This window comes from Bradyrhizobium sp. 40, assembly GCF_023100925.1.
Lineage (GTDB): Bacteria > Pseudomonadota > Alphaproteobacteria > Rhizobiales > Xanthobacteraceae > Bradyrhizobium.
This window is the reverse complement of the sequence record NZ_CP064688.1, coordinates 2,858,587-2,876,849: the sequence shown is the minus strand read 5'-3', so window position 1 is coordinate 2,876,849 and position 18,263 is coordinate 2,858,587. Positions and strand designations below refer to the sequence as shown.

Below are 18,263 nucleotides of genomic sequence, written 5' to 3'. Positions count from 1 at the left end.
AATTGTGATCGTATAATTTACTTGCTGAAAAAAGACCAATAATAACAGCATACTACGTCGTTATCTCTCGAATATCCGACCCAAAATCTGCTACACAGTTATTACACATTTCGTGCTATAATTGTATTTCAGCGAGGCGGTTGTGAAAGGGGATCAAGAGTCAGCGCATCACGAGCTGATGGGAGGCGAGCTCCACGTTTATAAACGTGAGAACAGCAAATACTGGCAGTGTGCGACCTTCCTCAAGGGCTTCAATCACCGCGCTACCACCAGGCAGGAAAGCCTCGCTCAAGCGAAGGACGTCGCAAAGGACTGGTATCTCACCCTGCAAGGAAAACTCCTCAGGGGCGAACTTAAAGACAAGAAAAAATGGGAAGGGGAAGTCACCTTCCGTTTCGCCGCAGAGAAATTCCTACGCGAATACACCGTGCTCACGCACGGCCAGCGCAGTCCGGTCTATGTCGGCGCGCATCGCCGCCGTCTCGACAATCACATCTACCCCTTCATGGCTGACAAGTATCTTCCGGAGATAACGCCGGGTCTTCTGCAGGACTACCGGGTCTATCGCCACGAAAAGGCGATGCAGCTGTACGGCAAGCCGCCTGCCCGCAACACCATTCATCAGGAAGTGGTGGTCATCCGCCAGGTGCTAAAGGCCGCTGTGCGCCACAGCTGGCTCAAGATGATGCCGGACTTGTCGGAACCGTACAAAAAGTCTGGCAAAATCTCCCATCGGGCGTGGCTCGCGCCCGACGAATACAAACGCCTCTATCAGGCGACCCGCGAACGCGCTCAAAACCCCAAACGGGTACGCTACGCTTGGGAAAGCGAGCAGCTGCACGATTTCATTCTGTTCATGGTCAATACCGGCCTGCGGCCTGACGAAGCCTGGAGACTTCAATTCCGGGACGTAAAGGTCGCGCATGACGACGGTCTTAACGAAACCATCCTGGAGATCGAGGTGCGCGGCAAGCGCGGCGTAGGATACTGCAAAAGCATGCCCGGCGCGGTTCAACCTTTCAAACGCCTGCAAAAACGGTTGCGTCAGGTCGCCGAAAAAGATGAGGACGGCAAAGAGATCGTCGTTGAAAGGTTGCCCAAGCCAACTGACCTTATTTTCCCGAAACGGCACCATGAGCTTTTCGACATCATCCTCAATGAACTGGAGCTCAAGAAGGACCGCGATGGTCAGTCACGCACAGCCTATTCGCTCAGGCACACCTACATCTGCCTGCGGTTAATGGAAGGCGCGGACGTGTACCAGATCGCAAAGAACTGCCGGACCAGCGTCGAGATGATCGAGAAGTATTATGCCGCCCATCTGGTGAATACGCTCGACACCACCGCGATCAACGTCCGCAAGCAAAAACGACCGAGGCAAACTGACGACGACGAACCGGCGCCTCGCCCCAGATCACCGCGAAACAGAAAACCATAACAATATCATGTAAATAAACCGCTTTTCCGACTCCGATCCCTTCGCTATAGATGAAGGCAGTGCGGGCGTGGCGAAACTGGTAGACGCAACGGACTTAGAAGATTGAGTGCTCGGCGGGAAACCGCAGATGCAGAACTGCTCAAATTCGGGGAAACCTCTCAAATGGCAATCCCGAGCCAAGCTTCCTCTAAAATTCTTGGGGGAGGAAGGTGTAGAGACTAGACGGGCAGCACCTAAAGCGTACAACGTCAAGGTGAAGGGATAGTCCAGACCACAAACGCCCTTCGGGCGGCGGTGAAAACCGTAGTGGTACGAAAATCCGTAGGGCCGCAAGGCCTGTGCCGGTTCGATTCCGGCCGCCCGCACCATTAGCGCGATTTTTTTACCGTGCGGGGGCATGGTTCATGTTTTTAGAGCGCGCCCATCTCAAAAATTTCCGGTCATTCGAGTCAGGTGAAGTCGTTTTTCAAAGCGACCTCACAGTGCTCGTTGGCGAGAATAATGGCGGTAAGAGCAACGCGATTGACGCGATCAGGTTGCTGACGCTCCCACTGGGCGGACGGAGGGATATTTATTGCGAACCGACCGATGTCCGCTTCCAAAGCAACGTCGGTCAATTCGAATTAGCGGCTCACTTCTCGGGTCTGACTATCGGACAACAGGGCCGATTTATATCTGCAGCGACCGACGCTTCCTTAACGAAGGCCTCCTTCGGTCTTCGCTATGACGGCACACGGGCAACTTCAAGACCAGTTTTGTGGGCGGGTAAGGAGGGAAACACCGCGGAGCCTGGCTGCCATGACATGATCAGGCACGTTTACCTTCCGCCGTTGCGGGACGCCAAACGTTCTCTGGCTTCCGGGAATCCCACGCGAATCATGGCTTTGCTAAATCATTTTCTTGCCGGAACATCTCCTGTGCAGCTCGCAAAAGAGCTTGCTCGGACTCATTCACACGAAGTTCTCCAAAAGGTCGATGGTGCCGTTGAAAAAGGATTGAACGCACTCACTTCCGGTGTCCGCAGGCAGACTGCATCGATAGGATTTGCTACTGATGAAGCCTTGGTCGACATTGCGCGCGACCTCCGCTTCAAGCTCGCAGACCACGGCGTCGCGCCTGAAGACTTAAGGTATTCGGGGCACGGTTATGCGAATCTCCTCTTCATGGCGATCATCGCTGTCGAACTTGAGAAGGCCATTTCAACTGATCTGACAATATTCCTCGTCGAGGAACCTGAGGCTCACTTGCACCCTCAGTTGCAAGCGGCGGTTCTCGCATTTCTCCGTGAGCAAGCAGAGCAATCTCGTAAACAAGCCCCCGAAGATCACGGGCCAACTGGCGAACTACAGGTCGTCGTCGCGACGCACTCTCCGAATTTGTCTGCATGGGTTAGCAGCGATCGTGTTGTCGTCTTCAAATCCGCTGTTGGTTCGTCGGGGCAACCAAAAACCAGCAATGAGGCAATCCAATCGACCGTTGCCGACTCTACGGTAATTGAGAAGGCACTAAGTCACGAAGATAATGCTACTATTGAAAGCGAGACCGAAGCGCTCGCCGCAGCCGTAACGGCAGCTGCTTTACGGAGATCAACGCGCTGCATCCCATTGGCGTCGATGCCCCTCGATCCTGTCGATCGCCGCAAGATTGATCGGTATCTCGATGTTACGAAGGCGGCGCTTCTATTTGGCGGTCGGATTCTACTTATGGAAGGGATCGCCGAAGCACTGTTGCTCCCGGCAATAGCCAAGCACCACTCGTTAAAAGGTCATCCGGAAAAGCTACGCTTGTTTCAATCTGGAGTCTTTATTCCCATCGACGGTGTTGATTTCGCACCCTACGTGACCCTCTTGCTCACATCGATCAACGAAGCTCGTATCGCCGATCGTCTGGTGGTAATTACGGATGGCGATAAAGGCACTCCTGAGGAAGAACTGGACGAAGACGAAGCAATTGGCGCCGACGATCTCACCTTGCCAACAGAAGAACTCACGCCGGGTGAAAGGCGCAAACAAGCTCTAGAACAGCTTGCGGTGACGCTTAAGGGTACCAATCACCTTACTGTGGTTACGAGCACCTACTCGCTGGAAACCGAGCTTCTCGAAGCCGGCAACGATGCAATCCTGGAAAGGGCATTCCTCGAACTTCACCCTCGATCGAAAAAGAAGTGGCAATCAGCTGTAAAATTAAGCGGCGACGAGCGGGCAAGCCGGATTCACGCAATTTTCAAGAACACTCGCAAGGGTGATTTTGCACAGATCCTGGCCCGCCTGATCGAAGATGGCTCGCCCTTTACCGTTCCAAAATACATTCAGGACGCAATAGAGAGCTTTGTCGCATCGTGAAAGCAAGCGCGTTCGACCCGACGACACAGCAGCGCAAAGTCATCTATCATGACTCGTCCGCCTTCATAACGGCCTGTCCGGGCGCAGGTAAAACCCGTACGATGGTGGAGCGCGCGCGACAAATACTAGAGGGTCCGTCCTATCGCCAGGGCGTCGCGTTCTTGTCGTTTACGAATGCGGCAGTCGACGAACTAGAAGCCCGACTACGGGCGTTTGGCGTTCTACCCGCTCCGTTGTTCCCAAGCTTCATCGGAACCTTCGATCGTTTTCTCTGGCAGTTCCTCATCGTTCCTTTCGGAATGAAAGGCTGCGACGCACTTCCACGACTAGTGCCGGACAAAAACAGCTTCCATGTGAGACCTTTCGATGATGCTCAACCTCTTCCGCTTAAGTGCTTTGACAGAGCGACGGGCGCAATAGATCCCAAACTTGCTCTGGAAGCGGGCTTTAATACTGAACTCCGATCGCCAAAGGCCTACGAGACCGCAGCGCGACATATAATTGATTCAACGCGCACCAATGGGTTGATCGACTTCGATGATGTGCGAGTGTCTGTAAGTGAGCGGCTTGCGGATAAGGATTTCTCGCAGCGAGTGGGTGCCGCTCTCGCGGCTCGCTTTTGCGAGATATTTGTTGACGAGGCACAAGATTGTAACCCCGCTGATCTAGCTATCGTCGATTGGCTTATGAAGGCGGGTATCACCGTCAAGGTGGTTTGCGATCCAAATCAATCGATTTATAAATTTCGAGGGGGCGTAACAGATGAGCTTCTCAAATACGCTGATACTTTCTCCCCATCCAACCGTCTTTCCATCAGTGGCAACTTTCGTTCGACGCCTGCGATCTGCGCGGCCATTGTTGCCTTGCGGCCGCCATCCGCTCGTCTAACCCCCGACGAGCCGACGGGCCCGAATAAATTTAGCCAGACGCCGATACATGTCATTTCTTACGGCGGAAGCGGTGTGCCTCCTGCGATTGGTCGCCAATTTACGCGGCTTGCTCTGGAAAATGGTATTCCGCTTCATCAAGCGCCGGTTTTGGCCTCAACCCGGTCAAGTGCGGCCAAGGCAATAGGTCAGCCAATACTGGGGCACACGTCGCACATGACCCTGCAGCTGGCTGAGGCTGTAATGAACTATCAGTTCGCCTTTGCAGTCGGAAGCCGTCGCGAAGCTTTGGTCACCGTCCATAAGGTCGTTTTGCAAATTCAAGCAAAAATCGCGACGACTACTGAGTACGACAATTATCTTCAAAGCGAAGGAATCGTCGATGCCACCTGGCGGCCTGAAATCATAAAGATCGCCAACGGACTTCGCTTCGATCCATTCGATACACCTGATCAATGGTTGGAAAAGGCTCGGACTCTGCTCGCGAGTGGCTTGATTGGCTCTTCAACAATCAACCAGCGATTACGGAACGACACGAAGCTGGTAACTGCGCTAGCAACACCGCCAGAGAACTCGCCCCCGGCGCGTACAATTCATTCCGTGAAAGGTCTTGAGTTTCCTGGCGTGTGTGTCGTGTTAACTAGCAAAACCTCGGGCCAAATTCTTGATCTCCTTGAGGGTAACAGCGTGCCCGACGCCGAGGAGGAAGCTCGAAAAATCTACGTTGGCTGTTCACGCGCCGAGCGTTTGCTGGCGATTGCGGTACCAAAAAGCCGGGCTTCCCGGTTGGTTGCGCTGCTGACTGCAACGGGGTGCTCAATCAAGCTCCACAACCTGGAAAATAGCTAAGCACGAGCTCTCTAGTCCGCACCTGAGACATTTTGGTGTGACATTGCCTAATTAATAGGCGCACATCTTTGCGGGTAACTTATTGATAATCCAGCACGATTCGTCGCATGAGCCAAGGAGGAAAAATGGAGACCCTGAGATAGAGAAGCTGTTATAAATAGCGCAGTGTGACACGACCCGGTGAGACCATGTCTAGCATTACAGACCTCCTTCGGAGGGTCGGTCCTTCCCTGACCACCGAGCTTATATCCGAACTCGCCAACGAAGGCGTTTCTGCAGCTTCGGCACGTCAGCGGATTGCACGCGCGGGAGATAACTTAAAGCGCCTTGCCGGCCTGCGGTTTCCTCATAACGCTCGCTTTGTTTATCTCGATGACCAATTTGGGAACAAGGACTACTGGCTGGCACTTGAACGGGTATTTCGTGAACACGGCAAGTCTTACTGGAGCGCTGTCAGTGGCCTCAAGGCGCGCGGCGGGGTCTATCCGCGTAAGTTTTTTGCGGGCGTCTGCGGCGGAGCTGACGCTCGCATGCGCCAGCTCTCGCCATCCCGAATTCTTGATCGCCTGAAGGCAATCCAGCTCCTGGAAGAATTCAATGAGGACGGAACTGGTGAACCATTCGTCAGGTTCAAGCCTCATGCCTACGGCCGCGATACCACCGGGCAAATCAGAGCGCGTTTAATTGCAGAAAACGTCGTTTTGCATGGCATGAAGGAGTGGTGCCGCAAAACCGGCTTTGCCAGCTTTGAAAAGGTGCTGGTTCGAGGTGATGACGGTGCTCCGGTTGTATCGAGCATAACTTGGGACCTGTCAGCACCTTCATATGCGCGCCCACTGGTCAGCCCGTCAAGTAAAGGCTTGAAGCCCGGGTTTGTGGTCTGCGACGTTAACTTGCGCGGCGCCTTAGACGAAAATGCAGTAGCCGCTTTTGTCAGGAAGCATGATCTCGCATCAGCGCCGCAGAAGGTGGCTCCGATCATGCCCTTTCTTATCGCTGATACCTTTACAAGTAAGGGATTTGGTCTAGCACGCAGCAGAGGCATTCTCGCGACAACTACCGCCCATCTCTTTGGTGAAGATGTTGCCAAAGCCTTGCGAGATTTGATTCGGTTACTAACCGATACTGGCGCTACCGCGTCGGTGAATCCCGAACATATCGAGCGGTTATTGAACAGCCTGACTCGTATTGAAGGTGCCGCTAACAATCTTCGAGGCGCCCTTTTCGAAATTGTCGTCGGCTCGCTAGTCAAGGAGGTCGAAGGAGGATATTTGCGAGCGGGCGAAAAGTGGACCGATTATGAAACCGGTCGCGCCGCTGAAACTGATGTATTGTTGGACCGGCCTGATGGCAACGGCGCCCTCGTGATCGAGTGCAAATCGAAAATGCCCGGCAGTCGTGTCAATTTAACCGAGGTTCAAAAGTGGCGTGATGATCGCGTGCCGCTCCTTTACAAGATCTTGCGCGCAGACGGAAGATTTTCAGGTACACCTTTAACGTTCGAACTTTGGACAAATGGCCCCATCGCGACCGACGCGCTTGATTGGCTTAAAAGTTCACCCCATCCAGCGGACTATGCTGTGGGATGGAAAGATGGGGAGGCCATGAAGATTTACGTCGATAAAGCTTCCTCCCCGTCAATTCGCAACGCAATGCGAGATCACTATTTCAAACATCCCCTTGCTCGTATCACGGCCGAGCTCGATCCAGTACCCGCCGATGCATAGCAACGACCCCATCGCTTTTCCGGCGGATTCCGATATCAATGGCCCGGCGGGACAGCACTGTCCCGCCACATGCGCTACCCGCCTGCCGGGTGCGCCCGCGCGGGCTTGACCCAATTGCGCGGATCGCGAACGCGATGATCCAGGGCCGTGACGCAGGTCTCGTGTCCGCCATCCTTCACTTCTCTTTATGATCCGCACTCAGCGGTCTCACATAATGCCTTAACGCTGCGCCAGCGCGCGCACGCTGCAAGGGTTGCACCCTCGGCTTCCGGCAGGCCGGGCCGCTTCCGCCTGCGGCTCCAGTTCCGCATCCGCTTTCCGCCGTCGCCTTCACACGGCATCGAGACCGCCACTCGGGGCGGCTCAGAAAGCGAAGGAGCTTCAGATGCCCTACAGGTCCTCTCAACGTAAATCCCTCAGAATCCGCACGAAAGATTTTCGCTCATGGTTCAATGCCAACCTCAAACAGCAGGCGCGTGACATCGCGGAGCATGGTGCGGATTGCGGCTTCCCCTGCATCACCTACACGGCCGACACGATTTGTATCTTCGACCGCTTCGAAGACGAAATCTGGGACATGGCTGTCGAAGAGGCTGAAAGCTTCGGCTGCAAAAACGTCGCAGATATGATCGCCGGCTTCAGGCGCGACGACATGCTGCAGGATATCGGGACGTTCAAGAACCTGATGGTATGGTTCGCCTGCGAGAAGCTCGCCCGGGAGATCGCGCCTTGAGCGCGATCTTTCTGCGCAGGCCATTATCGTCCCTTAAAGCGCTGCGGAAGCGAAAGGCCTCGAAGTCACGGCAATGATCAGCTGAGGGGCCCCTCGGGCTTTGGAGCTGCTTTGAGCAGCGCGATCTGTGCTTCTCTACGCGCACGCTCGCTCTCACGCTCTCTCTCGGCATCTTTCGCTTCGGCTTCGGCGCGCCACTTGTTCCCGATAGACACGGCGTAAGCCAGATACTCGGGGCTTGGCAGCCGTTTCCGACTGGCGGAGAGAGCTTTGGGCGGCTGGGCTGACGGACTGTTGTCCGCACGCGGGTTACTCTCGCGGGTGCGCTCGTTATGAACGGGTTCGCTCAACGGCGCTCGCCAGTCCGAAAGAAGTTTCTTCCGACACCCGATCCAGAACTTCGATTCCCTGCCGCTCGGATCACCCGTAATTCCGTGCTCGCTTTGTGAAACGGCCGTCGCCGACGCCGAAGACATGGGCTACGCAAACGTGGCCGAGATGATCGCCGGTTTCAGCCGCTCGGACATGCTCTCAGACTTCGATCGCTTCAAGAACCTCATGGTATGGTATGCCTACGAGAAGCTCGTACGAGAGATCGCGCCCTGATGCGATCTCTTGCGTCGAAGTGCAGCCGGGTCATAGCCGGTCAGTTTAGCGGGCCTTTCGGCTTCTGAGCGGATTTCAGCAAAGCGACTTCGCTTTCTCGCTGCCACTTCTCCTGGTACTTTTCCAACGACTTCAAATAGGCCTCAGTCGGCCCGGACCGAGTGGGGGCGGTCGCGCCATCGGGCGCTTTGACGCCAGGCGCAAGCGCAGGCGGCGTCCATGGCTTTCGCCACGCATCTTTCAGGATTACCTTCCTGCGCATGACCATGAAATCCAAAGTTATCGAAGACGGAGTTGCCTTATCGAGGGCGCGCTCGGCCTGACGAAACATCTTCACGACCTGCTCAACCTGATCGTCAGTCAAATCAGAAGCAACAAGCAGTTCTATAAATTCGGAAGCGGAAAACGTCATACTAAGATTTTAACATATTGTTGCACGCGTCCGCAAAAAGCGGAGACAATTCGGCCAATTCCGCGGCTTGCGCGATCTACAGGACTCAATTCCAGCGGTCGCGGAAGGATCAACGGCCGCAAACGCGAAACGCCGGACGAGAATATACGCCACCGGACGCCAGCGCTTTGCAGCCGAAATTCCGGCTACGCCGGCCCGAAGCAAATATCGTAAGGCGCCGTGAGTTGGCGATCCATGGCGCGCGAGCTAAGGCCCCCGGCAGGAACCACCGAAGCTATCAGGCGTTTTGTCATGAGTGGAGAACACTGCCATGGCTGACAAATTCGATCCGGCACCGGCTGACAAACATGCAGATACGCCGAAAGAGCGCACGGCCGCCGACAAGAAGTCGGATGACGAATTGAAAAAGGGATTGAAGGACAGCTTCCCGGCATCCGATCCCCCAAGCAACACTCAGCCCGCCAAATCGGTCGACGACGCGGATTAGAAGAGAGCAGTCATGGGCATCGCGAAATACGAGATCGTTGGCACCGAAGGCACATGGCGGGTGCGTCATGACGGCAAGGCGGAGAATGAATACGCCACGAAGGAAGCTGCGTTCGAGGCCGCAATCGCTGCGGCTTCACTCGCGCTGCGGCAGGGTCATGATGTAACGGTGACCGCACCGTCCAGCCAGACAACGACAGGCGCGCCGGCCAAGTAGACTTTAGTCGTTCGTCCCTGAGGTGGCACTGGCGCGTTCGGACGCCAGGGGCCAGGGCGGCAGCGGCGGCAAGCCGAGAACTTCACGCACAGGACCGAACGAACGTCTATGGGCGGCACATGCGCCAAGCCGAGCAAGGGCGGCATAGTGGGCGCGCACCGGATAGCCCTTGTGATCGGCAAATCCGTAGCCGGGATGACGCATGTCGAGCGTTCGCATCAGCGCATCGCGCGAGACCTTGGCCAGAATGGACGCGGCTGCGATGCTGGCGGATTTGGTGTCGCCCTTGATGATTGCTTGCTGCGGGATCGGCACCTCTTTCAGGCGTTTCGCGTCGATCAGGAGATGCTGCGGCGTTAGCCCGAGCCCCTCAACAGCCCGCCGCATTGCGAGGATGCCGGCCCAGTAGATGTTGATGGTGTCGATCTCCTCGACTTCGACAAACGCGACAGACCAGGAAGCCGCTTTTTCCTTGATCTCGATCGCGAGAGCTTCCCGGGAATTCGCATCCAGCTTTTTTGAATCGTCGATGCCGGTTATGCGCGTGCCGGGCTTCAGGATAACTGCGGCAGCGGCGACTGGCCCCGCAAGCGGGCTCATTCCGGCCTCATCGACGCCCGCGACAGCATCCTGCCCTTCGTCCCACAGAAGCGTTTCAAAGCGCAGCATCTTGCGAAGCCGCTGTCCTTCGGACCGATTTTCAAAGCGGCGCTTTTCGATCATTGCCAGGATAGCGCGCGCTCCCGCGCGGCTGTCAGCGCGCAGGATTTCTTCGAGGCTAGCCTCAAGCGGCCTGCCCTCGATGACATAGCGCTGGCGCAGTTCGTCCAGTGAATAACGGGTCACGGTAACCTCGGTAGGGGTTGATCGCGGAGCTGTCGCCAAGCTTTGTGGCGAATGTCTGAAACTGGCGCAAATACGCCGTGAGTCCACAGGAATGCGCTGTTTTTCTTCAGATTAAACGCGACACCTATTGGTTGTTTACGTAATCTCCGGCAGCTTTACAGAGTATTGGTTTGATGTTCTATTGATCAAATTGCTGACCGTGAATTTCGAGGAAGGCTTCATGAAAGACGTTTCGAAGAGAAGGAAATTGCTGAAAACAAAATAGTTACAAACTCGGGCGCGCTTGCCATCTCCGGCGGCCGGAAGCCCGGCGAACGAATGCGTTTGCCAGCAGATTTTGAAGAGCATTAGGATATTTTACCCAGAGGTGCCGAATGAAAGTTACGAATAAACAAAAATTTTATTGCGCGGGCAGCGGCCTGCTTCTCTCCATCGCCGGCACGGCTATGGGATTAACCGCGATGTTCGCCTTCTCAGCGGAAGCGCAGCCCTTGTTGCCGCTGTCAATCGCCGCGGGGACAGCTGTGTCGATCTGGTCAGGCTACGAGCTTAGTCAGTCGATTGAACGCTCCGCAGGCTCGCCGCCGCCCGCGTTGGGATTCCGCCGCGCCTAGAGCAGCAACTGGGAGAAAGCCGTATGGTGCAAACACCCGGCGCAGACCCTTCCTATCATCGCGCACTCTTTGCAATCACCGAAAAGCTGAACCGCGCACATCTCAATCCCGAGAGCCTCACAGCGGCAGAATTCAGGGACTTACTTAAGGAACTCTGCATGGCGCTCGGCAAGAGCATCGATGCCGGCATCGATGAAATCTTCAGGGCTGCAGCCGGTCTGACCAACAGACCCGATTTCAAGAGCGAAGCGGCCGGCATCGTAGCTGACGCCAGGAAATTCACTACCTTCATCGCCTTCGAGGAAGAAACGTTGCGGGCGTGCGGCATAAGTGAAGGTGTCGCCTACGCCATTGGGGCAAATGCCGCCGGCCTGCGAAACCAGTTATCCGACCCGGTGCTCGATCCAGACAGGACCATCGCGACGTTGCGCCGCCTGAAGGACGATGTTTGCGCGGCAGCCCGGCATGCGAAAGACGATCTCACCTTTCGAGAGAGGCGGCATAAACTAAAGGTCGGTGCGGTGGCAACGGCGGGTTATTCCCTTTCAGTGGCGAATGCCGTTGCAATCGCAAAGTCGGCCGGAGCCTTCGTCTGGTTTGGAACGCTTTCGATCGTCGCCGGAGGAGCGATTGCCACTAACGCGGGACGTTTCAAAAGCCCCGCTGACCGAAACCCGGGGTAAGCACAGCCAATAGAAAGCGTCAGGCGGCGCTTAGCGCGGCCTGAGCTCCGGCCTTGCTATTGCAAGACGGATGTTGTGCAGATTGTAATGAGCGATCCGCAGTTCGTGCGAGCCTTCCGGCAGGTGCGGCAGCATCGCCGCGATTTCGCGCAGGAGCACCTGCAGCTCGAATTTAGTGGCGCGCAGCAATTCGCTTTGTGAAATAACTCTCATGATTTCCTCCGTCAATTCCGGCCACGGACATCGCGGCCTTCTTGCGACGCCTGGGAGCGCCGGAGGAGGCTGGCTGCATCGCCTGCGACCGTAACGTGAGAGGAGGAGCGCCAGGGCTTTAGCCCGCGCTTGCCCAAAGCCGCCGAGGTGCTTCAGTCGGCAAGATCAAAGGACGGGTTGCTTCGTGGACGGGGGAGGAAAGCTGTTAGTTATTTCAGGGGGAATTGCTTCACCTGCGCCATGAGCTGCAGAAGCTGATCCCGAAATGCAAACACGGTTGTTTTTCGAACGAGGATATCTTCGCCGGCGAAGCCAGAGCTAAGCGGAACGCCGCGCGTGGTGAGCGCGCCTATTTTGTGTGGTTGGAGAATTCAGGTTCGCGCCCGTTAATGGATTCGCCACTCAGGCGTCACCTATTCCATTCGTGCCTTGTCTTTGAGATCGCGGATGCGGGTTTCCGCCTCCTCCTTTGACTGGACGATTTCCGACCAGTCGCTGACGCGCGCTTCCCGGCTCAGCCTCTTCAGTTCGTCCAGCTGTTCCTGCGTGGGCTTTTCCATGTTCGCTCCTTACGAGACAATCCGCAGCTTGCGAAGCCGGTAGGCATCGATAGCCCGGTTGGCCAGCATCAGCTTCCTGCGCTCACCCTTCAGGACCATCTCATCGACGGATTTCAGAAGGAATTTGCTGGTCTCGGCGGCATCTACGATTTCCCCGGTACGCTCAAGGTAATCCCAGGCGATCTGGATAGAATTCTCAATCAGCCATGGGAGTGGTTCGCTCATGTGAGAAAAACCCGGCGAGCCTGCCAGGGTTCCCTGCGGCAGACAGCAAGTCTTGCGCGCCCGTCAGCGGGCCGGGCCATACTCGCGCCGTATCCGGCGCTCCCCGAACCCCTTGGGTTTCGGCCAGGAGGTGACTGTCCCTCGCGCCCATGTTCGCGCGGCGCATCAATCACTGAAACGAAGAGAAGCTTGGGACCCGGCTTGGTCCGGCTGAACCCATGGGAGGGGTAGCAGCGATCATCATAAACACGACTGCGGTAAGGATTTTTGCCGCGCTCCTTATGGAAATCAGCTGTTGCCAAGTTTGACACACCGATCCGCGCGATGATTTATTAGCCGAAGGAGAATTCAATGAAGTACACAACAGAAGATCAGCAGATATCTGCGAGGCTGGATTACAGACAGCGGCAAGATGCCGCCAACCGAAAAACCTGCCGTGTGGCAGCCGTCTTCACCGCCGCTTCGCTTGTGGCGCTTGCCACGGTCCCCTGGTGGCCCAAGCCGCCCGTATCGACCGATGAAGCCGCGCGGCCCGTTGGCGCGCAGGTTCAGTCGCAGGCGTCTCAACAGGTGTTTCCGTTCGTGCTGACAATCCGCTGAATCAAAGCGTAGACTGCGATAACTCCATTGAAAAAAGCCCGCCTTCCGGCGGGCTTTTTTCCGAGGTTTTCGTCAGATCGGGGCAAGCCCGTAATAGTCATCCACCGCCCGCGTGCGGGACTGGTCGCCCCAGTTCCAGTCATTGTCGCCCGCGTATTTCGGGGCGCCCTCCAGCTGCTGCTGAGTGATGCCGGTGCGGTAGCCGCCGAGGCTGGTGTCGTATTTGAGCGAATGCCACGGCAGCGGGTAATGATCGTCTCCCATTCCCAGGAAGCCGCCAAAACTCAGAACCGCGTAAGAGACCTTGCCAGACTGCTTGTCGATCATGACGCGCTCGATCGATCCTATCTTGGTTTCATCGGGACCATAGACCGCTGTGCCTTCAACCTTGTCACTGCCGATCAGGGTGCCGGTTTCTCTTTCCTCTGTTGCCATGATTTCCTCCATTATCGAGCCCCGCCCAGTCAACGGCGGCTAACGATGAACGTTCCGCGAGGCACTACTTATGGTCGTTTCGCCTCACCCATCGGTTGATGCCTGGAAAGCGCGCGTCTAAATTAGCGTTCGCTGAAATTCCATGTTTTACAGCTTTTTCCACTCGCGGATTAAAGTTCGCTCACAACACGGGGCTCGCATTTTGCAACCTTGTGTTGAGTTATGGCAAACTAGAATTAAGGGATAGCGTTGGATACAAGATGTGCGCGGGCAGACCGCGCACATCTTGAGGGGGCTCAAGCGCCGCCCCCGTGTGACCCCCGCTGTTGTCGCCCGATCAACACCGCCAGCATGACGCTGGCAGATGATCAGGCGACGCGGAACTTTCGATCCCGCACCCTGCGACCAAGGCATCGGCGGCCTTGGATGCACCCCGGATGATCTGCGAGCCGTGAATAGCGTAACTTTCACGGACATCCGGCAAAGGGCTATTCAGTGCCCCTTGTACCCACGACCAGGGCTCACGGCCGCCCCTGGACACCGCCTGCGGCGAGCGCTGCTTTTATGCACGCCCGCCGACGAGGGGCTTTCGCGCCCCTCGCGACCACGACCGGGCCGGTGCCCGGGAGTCGCCACAGCGCGGGGAGGTGCGATGGCGGAGAGCGGCAGCGAGACACGGCAGCGAGACGAGCGGCACACTGTCCGCTTCACCCCGCTTGAGAACGCCCTCATATGCGCAAAAGCTAATGCTACGGGCGTACCGGTCGCTACCTTTCTCAGAAACACCGCGCTCGCATTCCCCATGCCGCGCGCAGCGAGGCGCCCGACCTCGAACCACGAGGACGTGGCGCTCCTGCTCGGCAGGATCGGCCAGCTGGCTGCGGCCTTCAGGAGCGCGGCGTCGCTTGCAGACGCGCAGGCGCTCGATACGGCGCTGCACGATCTTTCCGAGCTTCGCCTTCTGTGTCTCACCGCCCTGGGGCGCAAGCCATGACCCGGGACGCTCGCCAGAGGAGCTCGCAGGCTCCGGCCATGGCTATATTGCGCGGCACTGATGTGCGCAGGCGGTTTCAGTGATTATCTCGGGGCTGCAGACCGGTAATACCCGTTGGCTCGCGCGCCATCTGCAGAACACCGTCGATAACGACACCATCGAGCTCGCCGAAGTATCCGGCACGGTCGCGACCGATATCGACGGGGCGCTTGCCGAAATGGACGCGCTGTGCGCAGGCACGCGCGCGAAAGAAGGCGTCTATGCCGCCTTCATCAACCCGCGCCGGCCTCTCAGCCGCGCGCAGTTCATGCGGGTGCTGGAGCTGATGGAAGCGCGGCTTGGCCTCTCCGGCCAGCCCCGCATCGTGCTCTTTCACGTAAAGAACGGGCGCCACCATTGCCATGTCGTGTGGTCGCGCATCGACATCGAGCGGATGAAAGCCATCCATCTCGGCCATGACCGCCAGAAGCTGCGCAAATGCGCGCAGGACCTCGCGGCTGAATTCGGCCTGACGCTCCCGGCGGGGCTCGCGGAAGATCGCGGTCCCGCCCGCTTTGACGACCCCGCCCGGACAAAGGCGTCTACCCGTGCCGACAAGGAGCGGGCAAAGACCTCCGGCATCACCCCGGAAGAACGGCGCGCGGCTGTGACCGAGGCATGGCGAATGTCGGATGATGGCGTGAGCCTGCAGGCAAGCCTTGAGGAGCGCGGCTACCTTCTCGCGAGAGGCGACAGGCGCGCCTACGTCGTCGTGGACCTCGCCTGCGACGTGCACAGCCTGCCGCGCCAGATAGAAGGCGCGAAAACAAAGGATGTGGCAGCGAAGCTGCAGAGCCTGCCCGTCGCCCTCCTGCCGACAGCGGAGCGCGCGAAGATATTGATGGCGCAGCGCGCATCAGCCCTGCGCGACGCCGCGCGGGAGCACCTGGAGAAGGACGCGGCGGCAGAGGAAGCGCGCAACCGCCTGCTGCGCGCTCAGCGAACGCGCAAACTTGCCGTTGATCTACAATGGCAGAAGATCAAGCTCCGGCAGATGCATGAGCGCAAGGTCATGCTGGCCTGGTTCTTTGACGAAAAGAAGCGGCACCTCGCCCGCCGGCACTGGCAGGCGACTGGCCTTGCGCTTTACCTCCGCAAGGTTGCGGCTTTGAGGGATCTTATCCGCTATTACGAGAAGCAGCGGCGCAAGCAGCTTCGCACCATGGAGGAATTCCATCGCGAAGTGAAGACCGCGATGAAAAGGCGTCATGATAACGAGGCCGCCGATTGCGAGCGGCTTTACACAGCGCTCAGACGCCTTGAGAAACACGAGTTGAGATGCCTGGAACGAGGGCAGCTTGGCCAGATTGCCTGGCATAAGGCGTGGCTTGCGCATAACCGGGGTGACTACGATGGAGAAATCACGCTTGCTCTCAGCGTTGGCCTCAAGCGGGGCCACAAAGCCAAGGACTTCGATCAATCACGGAATCTCAGGAAATGGTATGACAGTCGCTACGCTCCTTCGGTGGAAAGGCTTGCCCGCACTTATGCCTATATGAAGGAAAACGGCATCGAGATTACGAGCGATCCAGCCTCCAAATGGCTGCCCCTGCAGCGTCAAGGCAGCAGCCAGGGTGGCGGCATTGCCGGTCTGCCGCTCTCTGCGGCATTCAAGCTGAACGAGAAGGAAGTAACGGGTCGCAGACATCGCTTCAGAGGACGCATGCCGCACCGCGGCCCTGCGTCGCCATCAGGAAAGATTTAAGGCGCGAAGGTCTGCCAATGGCGGCTGGCACCGGAGCATGTGCAGCAGCCGCAGCAGGTCGGCCCCCGGCAACAACGAAGCCGCCGGGCGGAGTATGATCGCCGGACGGCCTCGCCACGCTGGTCCTGGACGAGGGCAATGTCCAGTGCCGCATATTCGTCGATGCGCGCGGCGCGGCAACTTCCTTCGCAAATTAAGCTTGATGCTGGTGGATAGGTTAAATCCGGAACCAGCCTGTTTGATCTCTCGTTGCCCCGCGAGAATGAATCTTCCGGAAAGCAAGGAGGGGTGGTAGATCGGTGCGGCACGGGCGCAGAGAGAATGACGCTGCGCCCGTACGGCACGAGATGAAGCTTATTTCCTGGCAGGCGGGCCGCTCTTGTTTCCGGGAAGACCTTTGACGCCCGAACTGTCCTGCTGCTGGACAGTAGAGTTTGAGATGCCCGTCGTCGTCGCGTTCGCGGGCGGTCCGTTCTTGTTGCCCGGCGCGCCGCTCACACCCGTCCCTGAATTCTGCGCGCTCGGCTGCGCTGATGAATCGCCGGTCCCCATCTGGCCCGGCATGTTCGGAGAGCCGGCTTTCTGCTCGCCGACAACTCCGGACGCGCCGGAGTTGTGCGTCTTAAGGCCCTTATCCGCTTCTTCCTGGACTGCCTTAGGTGATGTCTGCTGCGCGTGTAGCGGCAACACTGTTGCCGCGAGAAGGACGGAGAACGTCAAGGTTGCTATTCGCATGGACTTTCCTCTCCTGGTTTTGTTGCCTGACAACCCGCGAGCTGCAGGACATTTCCCGTGAGGAGAAAGATTATTTAGGAGACGCCCCTCGCCTGTTTGCGGCGCAGTATCAGGTTGCATGAGATAACCCGCGCGTGAAAATCGCGCGGTGGCAAATTCACGCGGACTTTCGCAGCAGATCGAGCTGCGCCCGCGCCGGCTCAGGCTCCCCGCGTAGAAGATGTGCCAGCAGAGCGCGAACATCCTCGGCGACGGCAAAGCATCCGGCCTGCGAGAGAGTCTCTTCGCTGAAGCCGCCCGTGAGGACGCCGGCCGCTTTCGCGCCTGCTTCCAGCCCGGCCTCGGCATCATAAGGCGTATCGCCCACCATCACCGACTGCGCGCCCGGGAGCGCAAGCTTGCGCAGCGCAATGCCGACAAGGCGCGGGTCCGGTTTGCCATGCTCGACGTCATCCCCGCAGGCAGTCGCCGCGATGTAGTCGTCCGCGTTCAGCAGCGAGAGATAGCGCTTGAAGGCAATGCCTTTGCAGTCGGTCGCAAGCGCGACGCGACCGCCCATCTCGGTGAGCACGCGAAAGACGTCGCGAACGCCTTCGAACGGCTTCACACTCGAAAGGTAATCCCGCTCGTAGATTGCGCCCTGCTCTGCCAAAATTTCCTTCCGCTCGCGCTCGGACCCTTCCGGGATTGCGAGCTGCAAAGTCTGATCGCCGTCGAGACCTGAATAGAGCTGAAGGGTCTGATACGGCACGCGGTGCCCGGCGTGTTCGAGCGCATCCTGCAGGCTGCGAAGGTTCTGCGGCACGCTGTCGACGAGCGTCCCCTCAACGTCAAACACGAATCCTGAAAGCATGAACCACTCCTAGCCGCTGCCCGAGACAAGACCTTGATCTTTCACGGGTTCCTAAATGAGGAAC

General features: G+C 57.6%; 21 protein-coding genes. 13 read left to right on the top strand and 8 right to left on the bottom strand.

What is annotated here, in order from left to right; genetic code table 11:
* The first annotated feature begins 121 nt into the window (after nt 1-121).
* From IVB40_RS13790 to IVB40_RS35760, 6 genes are all read left to right on the top strand, one after another.
* Complete coding sequence (locus tag IVB40_RS13790) at nt 122-1,438, top strand: site-specific integrase (RefSeq protein WP_247819104.1); 1,317 nt, start codon at nt 122-124, stop codon at nt 1,436-1,438.
* Between the two features lie 404 nt (nt 1,439-1,842).
* A complete protein-coding gene (locus tag IVB40_RS13785) occupies nt 1,843-3,780 on the top strand; it encodes an AAA family ATPase (RefSeq protein ID WP_247819103.1) in 1,938 nt (645 codons plus the stop codon).
* Nucleotides 3,777-5,516 carry an ATP-dependent helicase gene (locus tag IVB40_RS13780; protein WP_247819102.1) on the top strand — a complete coding sequence of 580 codons (1,740 nt, stop codon included), beginning with the start codon at nt 3,777-3,779 and terminating at the stop codon, nt 5,514-5,516. Before IVB40_RS13785 ends, IVB40_RS13780 begins: the two co-directional genes overlap by 4 nt.
* Nucleotides 5,517-5,704: 188 nt before the next feature.
* The gene (locus IVB40_RS13775) at nt 5,705-7,243 is read left to right on the top strand and encodes a hypothetical protein (RefSeq protein ID WP_247819101.1); all 1,539 of its coding nucleotides are present in this window, start codon (nt 5,705-5,707) and stop codon (nt 7,241-7,243) included.
* Between the two features lie 385 nt (nt 7,244-7,628).
* Nucleotides 7,629-7,976 carry a hypothetical protein gene (locus tag IVB40_RS13770; RefSeq protein ID WP_247819100.1) on the top strand — a complete coding sequence of 116 codons (348 nt, stop codon included), beginning with the start codon at nt 7,629-7,631 and terminating at the stop codon, nt 7,974-7,976.
* A 474-nt stretch (nt 7,977-8,450) separates the two neighbouring features.
* Nucleotides 8,451-8,582, top strand: coding sequence for a hypothetical protein (locus IVB40_RS35760; RefSeq protein WP_256468214.1), 132 nt, complete (start codon nt 8,451-8,453; stop codon nt 8,580-8,582).
* Between the two features lie 40 nt (nt 8,583-8,622).
* On the opposite strand, the gene IVB40_RS13765 is transcribed toward IVB40_RS35760, so the two are convergent.
* Entirely contained in the window at nt 8,623-8,994 is a 372-nt protein-coding gene (locus tag IVB40_RS13765) for a hypothetical protein (RefSeq protein WP_247819099.1), read from the bottom strand.
* Between the two features lie 310 nt (nt 8,995-9,304).
* On the opposite strand from IVB40_RS13765, the gene IVB40_RS13760 reads away from it, so the two are divergent.
* Both IVB40_RS13760 and IVB40_RS13755 read left to right on the top strand, forming a co-directional pair.
* Complete coding sequence (locus tag IVB40_RS13760) at nt 9,305-9,481, top strand: hypothetical protein (protein WP_247819098.1); 177 nt, start codon at nt 9,305-9,307, stop codon at nt 9,479-9,481.
* Between the two features lie 12 nt (nt 9,482-9,493).
* Complete coding sequence (locus IVB40_RS13755; protein WP_247819097.1) at nt 9,494-9,697, top strand: hypothetical protein; 204 nt, start codon at nt 9,494-9,496, stop codon at nt 9,695-9,697.
* A gap of 3 nt (nt 9,698-9,700) precedes the next feature.
* On the opposite strand, the gene IVB40_RS13750 is transcribed toward IVB40_RS13755, so the two are convergent.
* Nucleotides 9,701-10,543 (bottom strand): ribonuclease HII, encoded by an 843-nt coding sequence (locus tag IVB40_RS13750; RefSeq protein ID WP_247819537.1) that lies wholly within the window; start codon nt 10,541-10,543, stop codon nt 9,701-9,703.
* 374 nt (nt 10,544-10,917) lie between these two features.
* Between IVB40_RS13750 and IVB40_RS13745 the strand changes: the two genes are divergently transcribed.
* Both IVB40_RS13745 and IVB40_RS13740 read left to right on the top strand, forming a co-directional pair.
* A complete protein-coding gene (locus tag IVB40_RS13745) occupies nt 10,918-11,157 on the top strand; it encodes a hypothetical protein (protein ID WP_247819096.1) in 240 nt (79 codons plus the stop codon).
* Between the two features lie 23 nt (nt 11,158-11,180).
* Nucleotides 11,181-11,840: a hypothetical protein gene (locus tag IVB40_RS13740; RefSeq protein ID WP_247819095.1), complete on the top strand. Its 660-nt coding sequence runs from the start codon at nt 11,181-11,183 to the stop codon at nt 11,838-11,840.
* 30 nt (nt 11,841-11,870) lie between these two features.
* Here the strand turns inward: IVB40_RS13740 and IVB40_RS13735 are convergent, their stop codons facing one another.
* From IVB40_RS13735 to IVB40_RS13725, 3 genes are all read right to left on the bottom strand, one after another.
* Nucleotides 11,871-12,053 carry a hypothetical protein gene (locus IVB40_RS13735; RefSeq protein WP_247819094.1) on the bottom strand — a complete coding sequence of 61 codons (183 nt, stop codon included), beginning with the start codon at nt 12,051-12,053 and terminating at the stop codon, nt 11,871-11,873.
* Nucleotides 12,054-12,466: 413 nt separating this feature from the next.
* On the bottom strand, nt 12,467-12,613 hold the full coding sequence (locus IVB40_RS13730) for a hypothetical protein (RefSeq protein WP_247819093.1): 147 nt from the start codon (nt 12,611-12,613) through the stop codon (nt 12,467-12,469).
* Nucleotides 12,614-12,622: 9 nt separating this feature from the next.
* A complete protein-coding gene (locus IVB40_RS13725) occupies nt 12,623-12,838 on the bottom strand; it encodes a hypothetical protein (RefSeq protein WP_247819092.1) in 216 nt (71 codons plus the stop codon).
* A gap of 351 nt (nt 12,839-13,189) precedes the next feature.
* Here IVB40_RS13725 and IVB40_RS13720 point away from each other — a divergent pair, with 351 nt between their 5' ends.
* Nucleotides 13,190-13,438: a hypothetical protein gene (locus IVB40_RS13720; protein ID WP_247819091.1), complete on the top strand. Its 249-nt coding sequence runs from the start codon at nt 13,190-13,192 to the stop codon at nt 13,436-13,438.
* A gap of 72 nt (nt 13,439-13,510) precedes the next feature.
* Here the strand turns inward: IVB40_RS13720 and IVB40_RS13715 are convergent, their stop codons facing one another.
* Complete coding sequence (locus tag IVB40_RS13715) at nt 13,511-13,873, bottom strand: PRC-barrel domain-containing protein (protein WP_247819090.1); 363 nt, start codon at nt 13,871-13,873, stop codon at nt 13,511-13,513.
* Nucleotides 13,874-14,525: 652 nt separating this feature from the next.
* Between IVB40_RS13715 and IVB40_RS13710 the strand changes: the two genes are divergently transcribed.
* Nucleotides 14,526-14,867 (top strand): hypothetical protein, encoded by a 342-nt coding sequence (locus IVB40_RS13710; protein ID WP_247819089.1) that lies wholly within the window; start codon nt 14,526-14,528, stop codon nt 14,865-14,867.
* A gap of 79 nt (nt 14,868-14,946) precedes the next feature.
* Nucleotides 14,947-16,611: a relaxase/mobilization nuclease domain-containing protein gene (locus tag IVB40_RS13705; RefSeq protein ID WP_247819088.1), complete on the top strand. Its 1,665-nt coding sequence runs from the start codon at nt 14,947-14,949 to the stop codon at nt 16,609-16,611.
* 354 nt (nt 16,612-16,965) lie between these two features.
* Here IVB40_RS13705 and IVB40_RS13700 read toward each other — a convergent pair whose 3' ends face one another.
* Entirely contained in the window at nt 16,966-17,346 is a 381-nt protein-coding gene (locus tag IVB40_RS13700; RefSeq protein WP_247819087.1) for a hypothetical protein, read from the bottom strand.
* 157 nt (nt 17,347-17,503) lie between these two features.
* A complete protein-coding gene (locus tag IVB40_RS13695) occupies nt 17,504-18,199 on the bottom strand; it encodes an HAD family hydrolase (RefSeq protein WP_247819086.1) in 696 nt (231 codons plus the stop codon).
* Nucleotides 18,200-18,263: the final 64 nt, after the last annotated feature.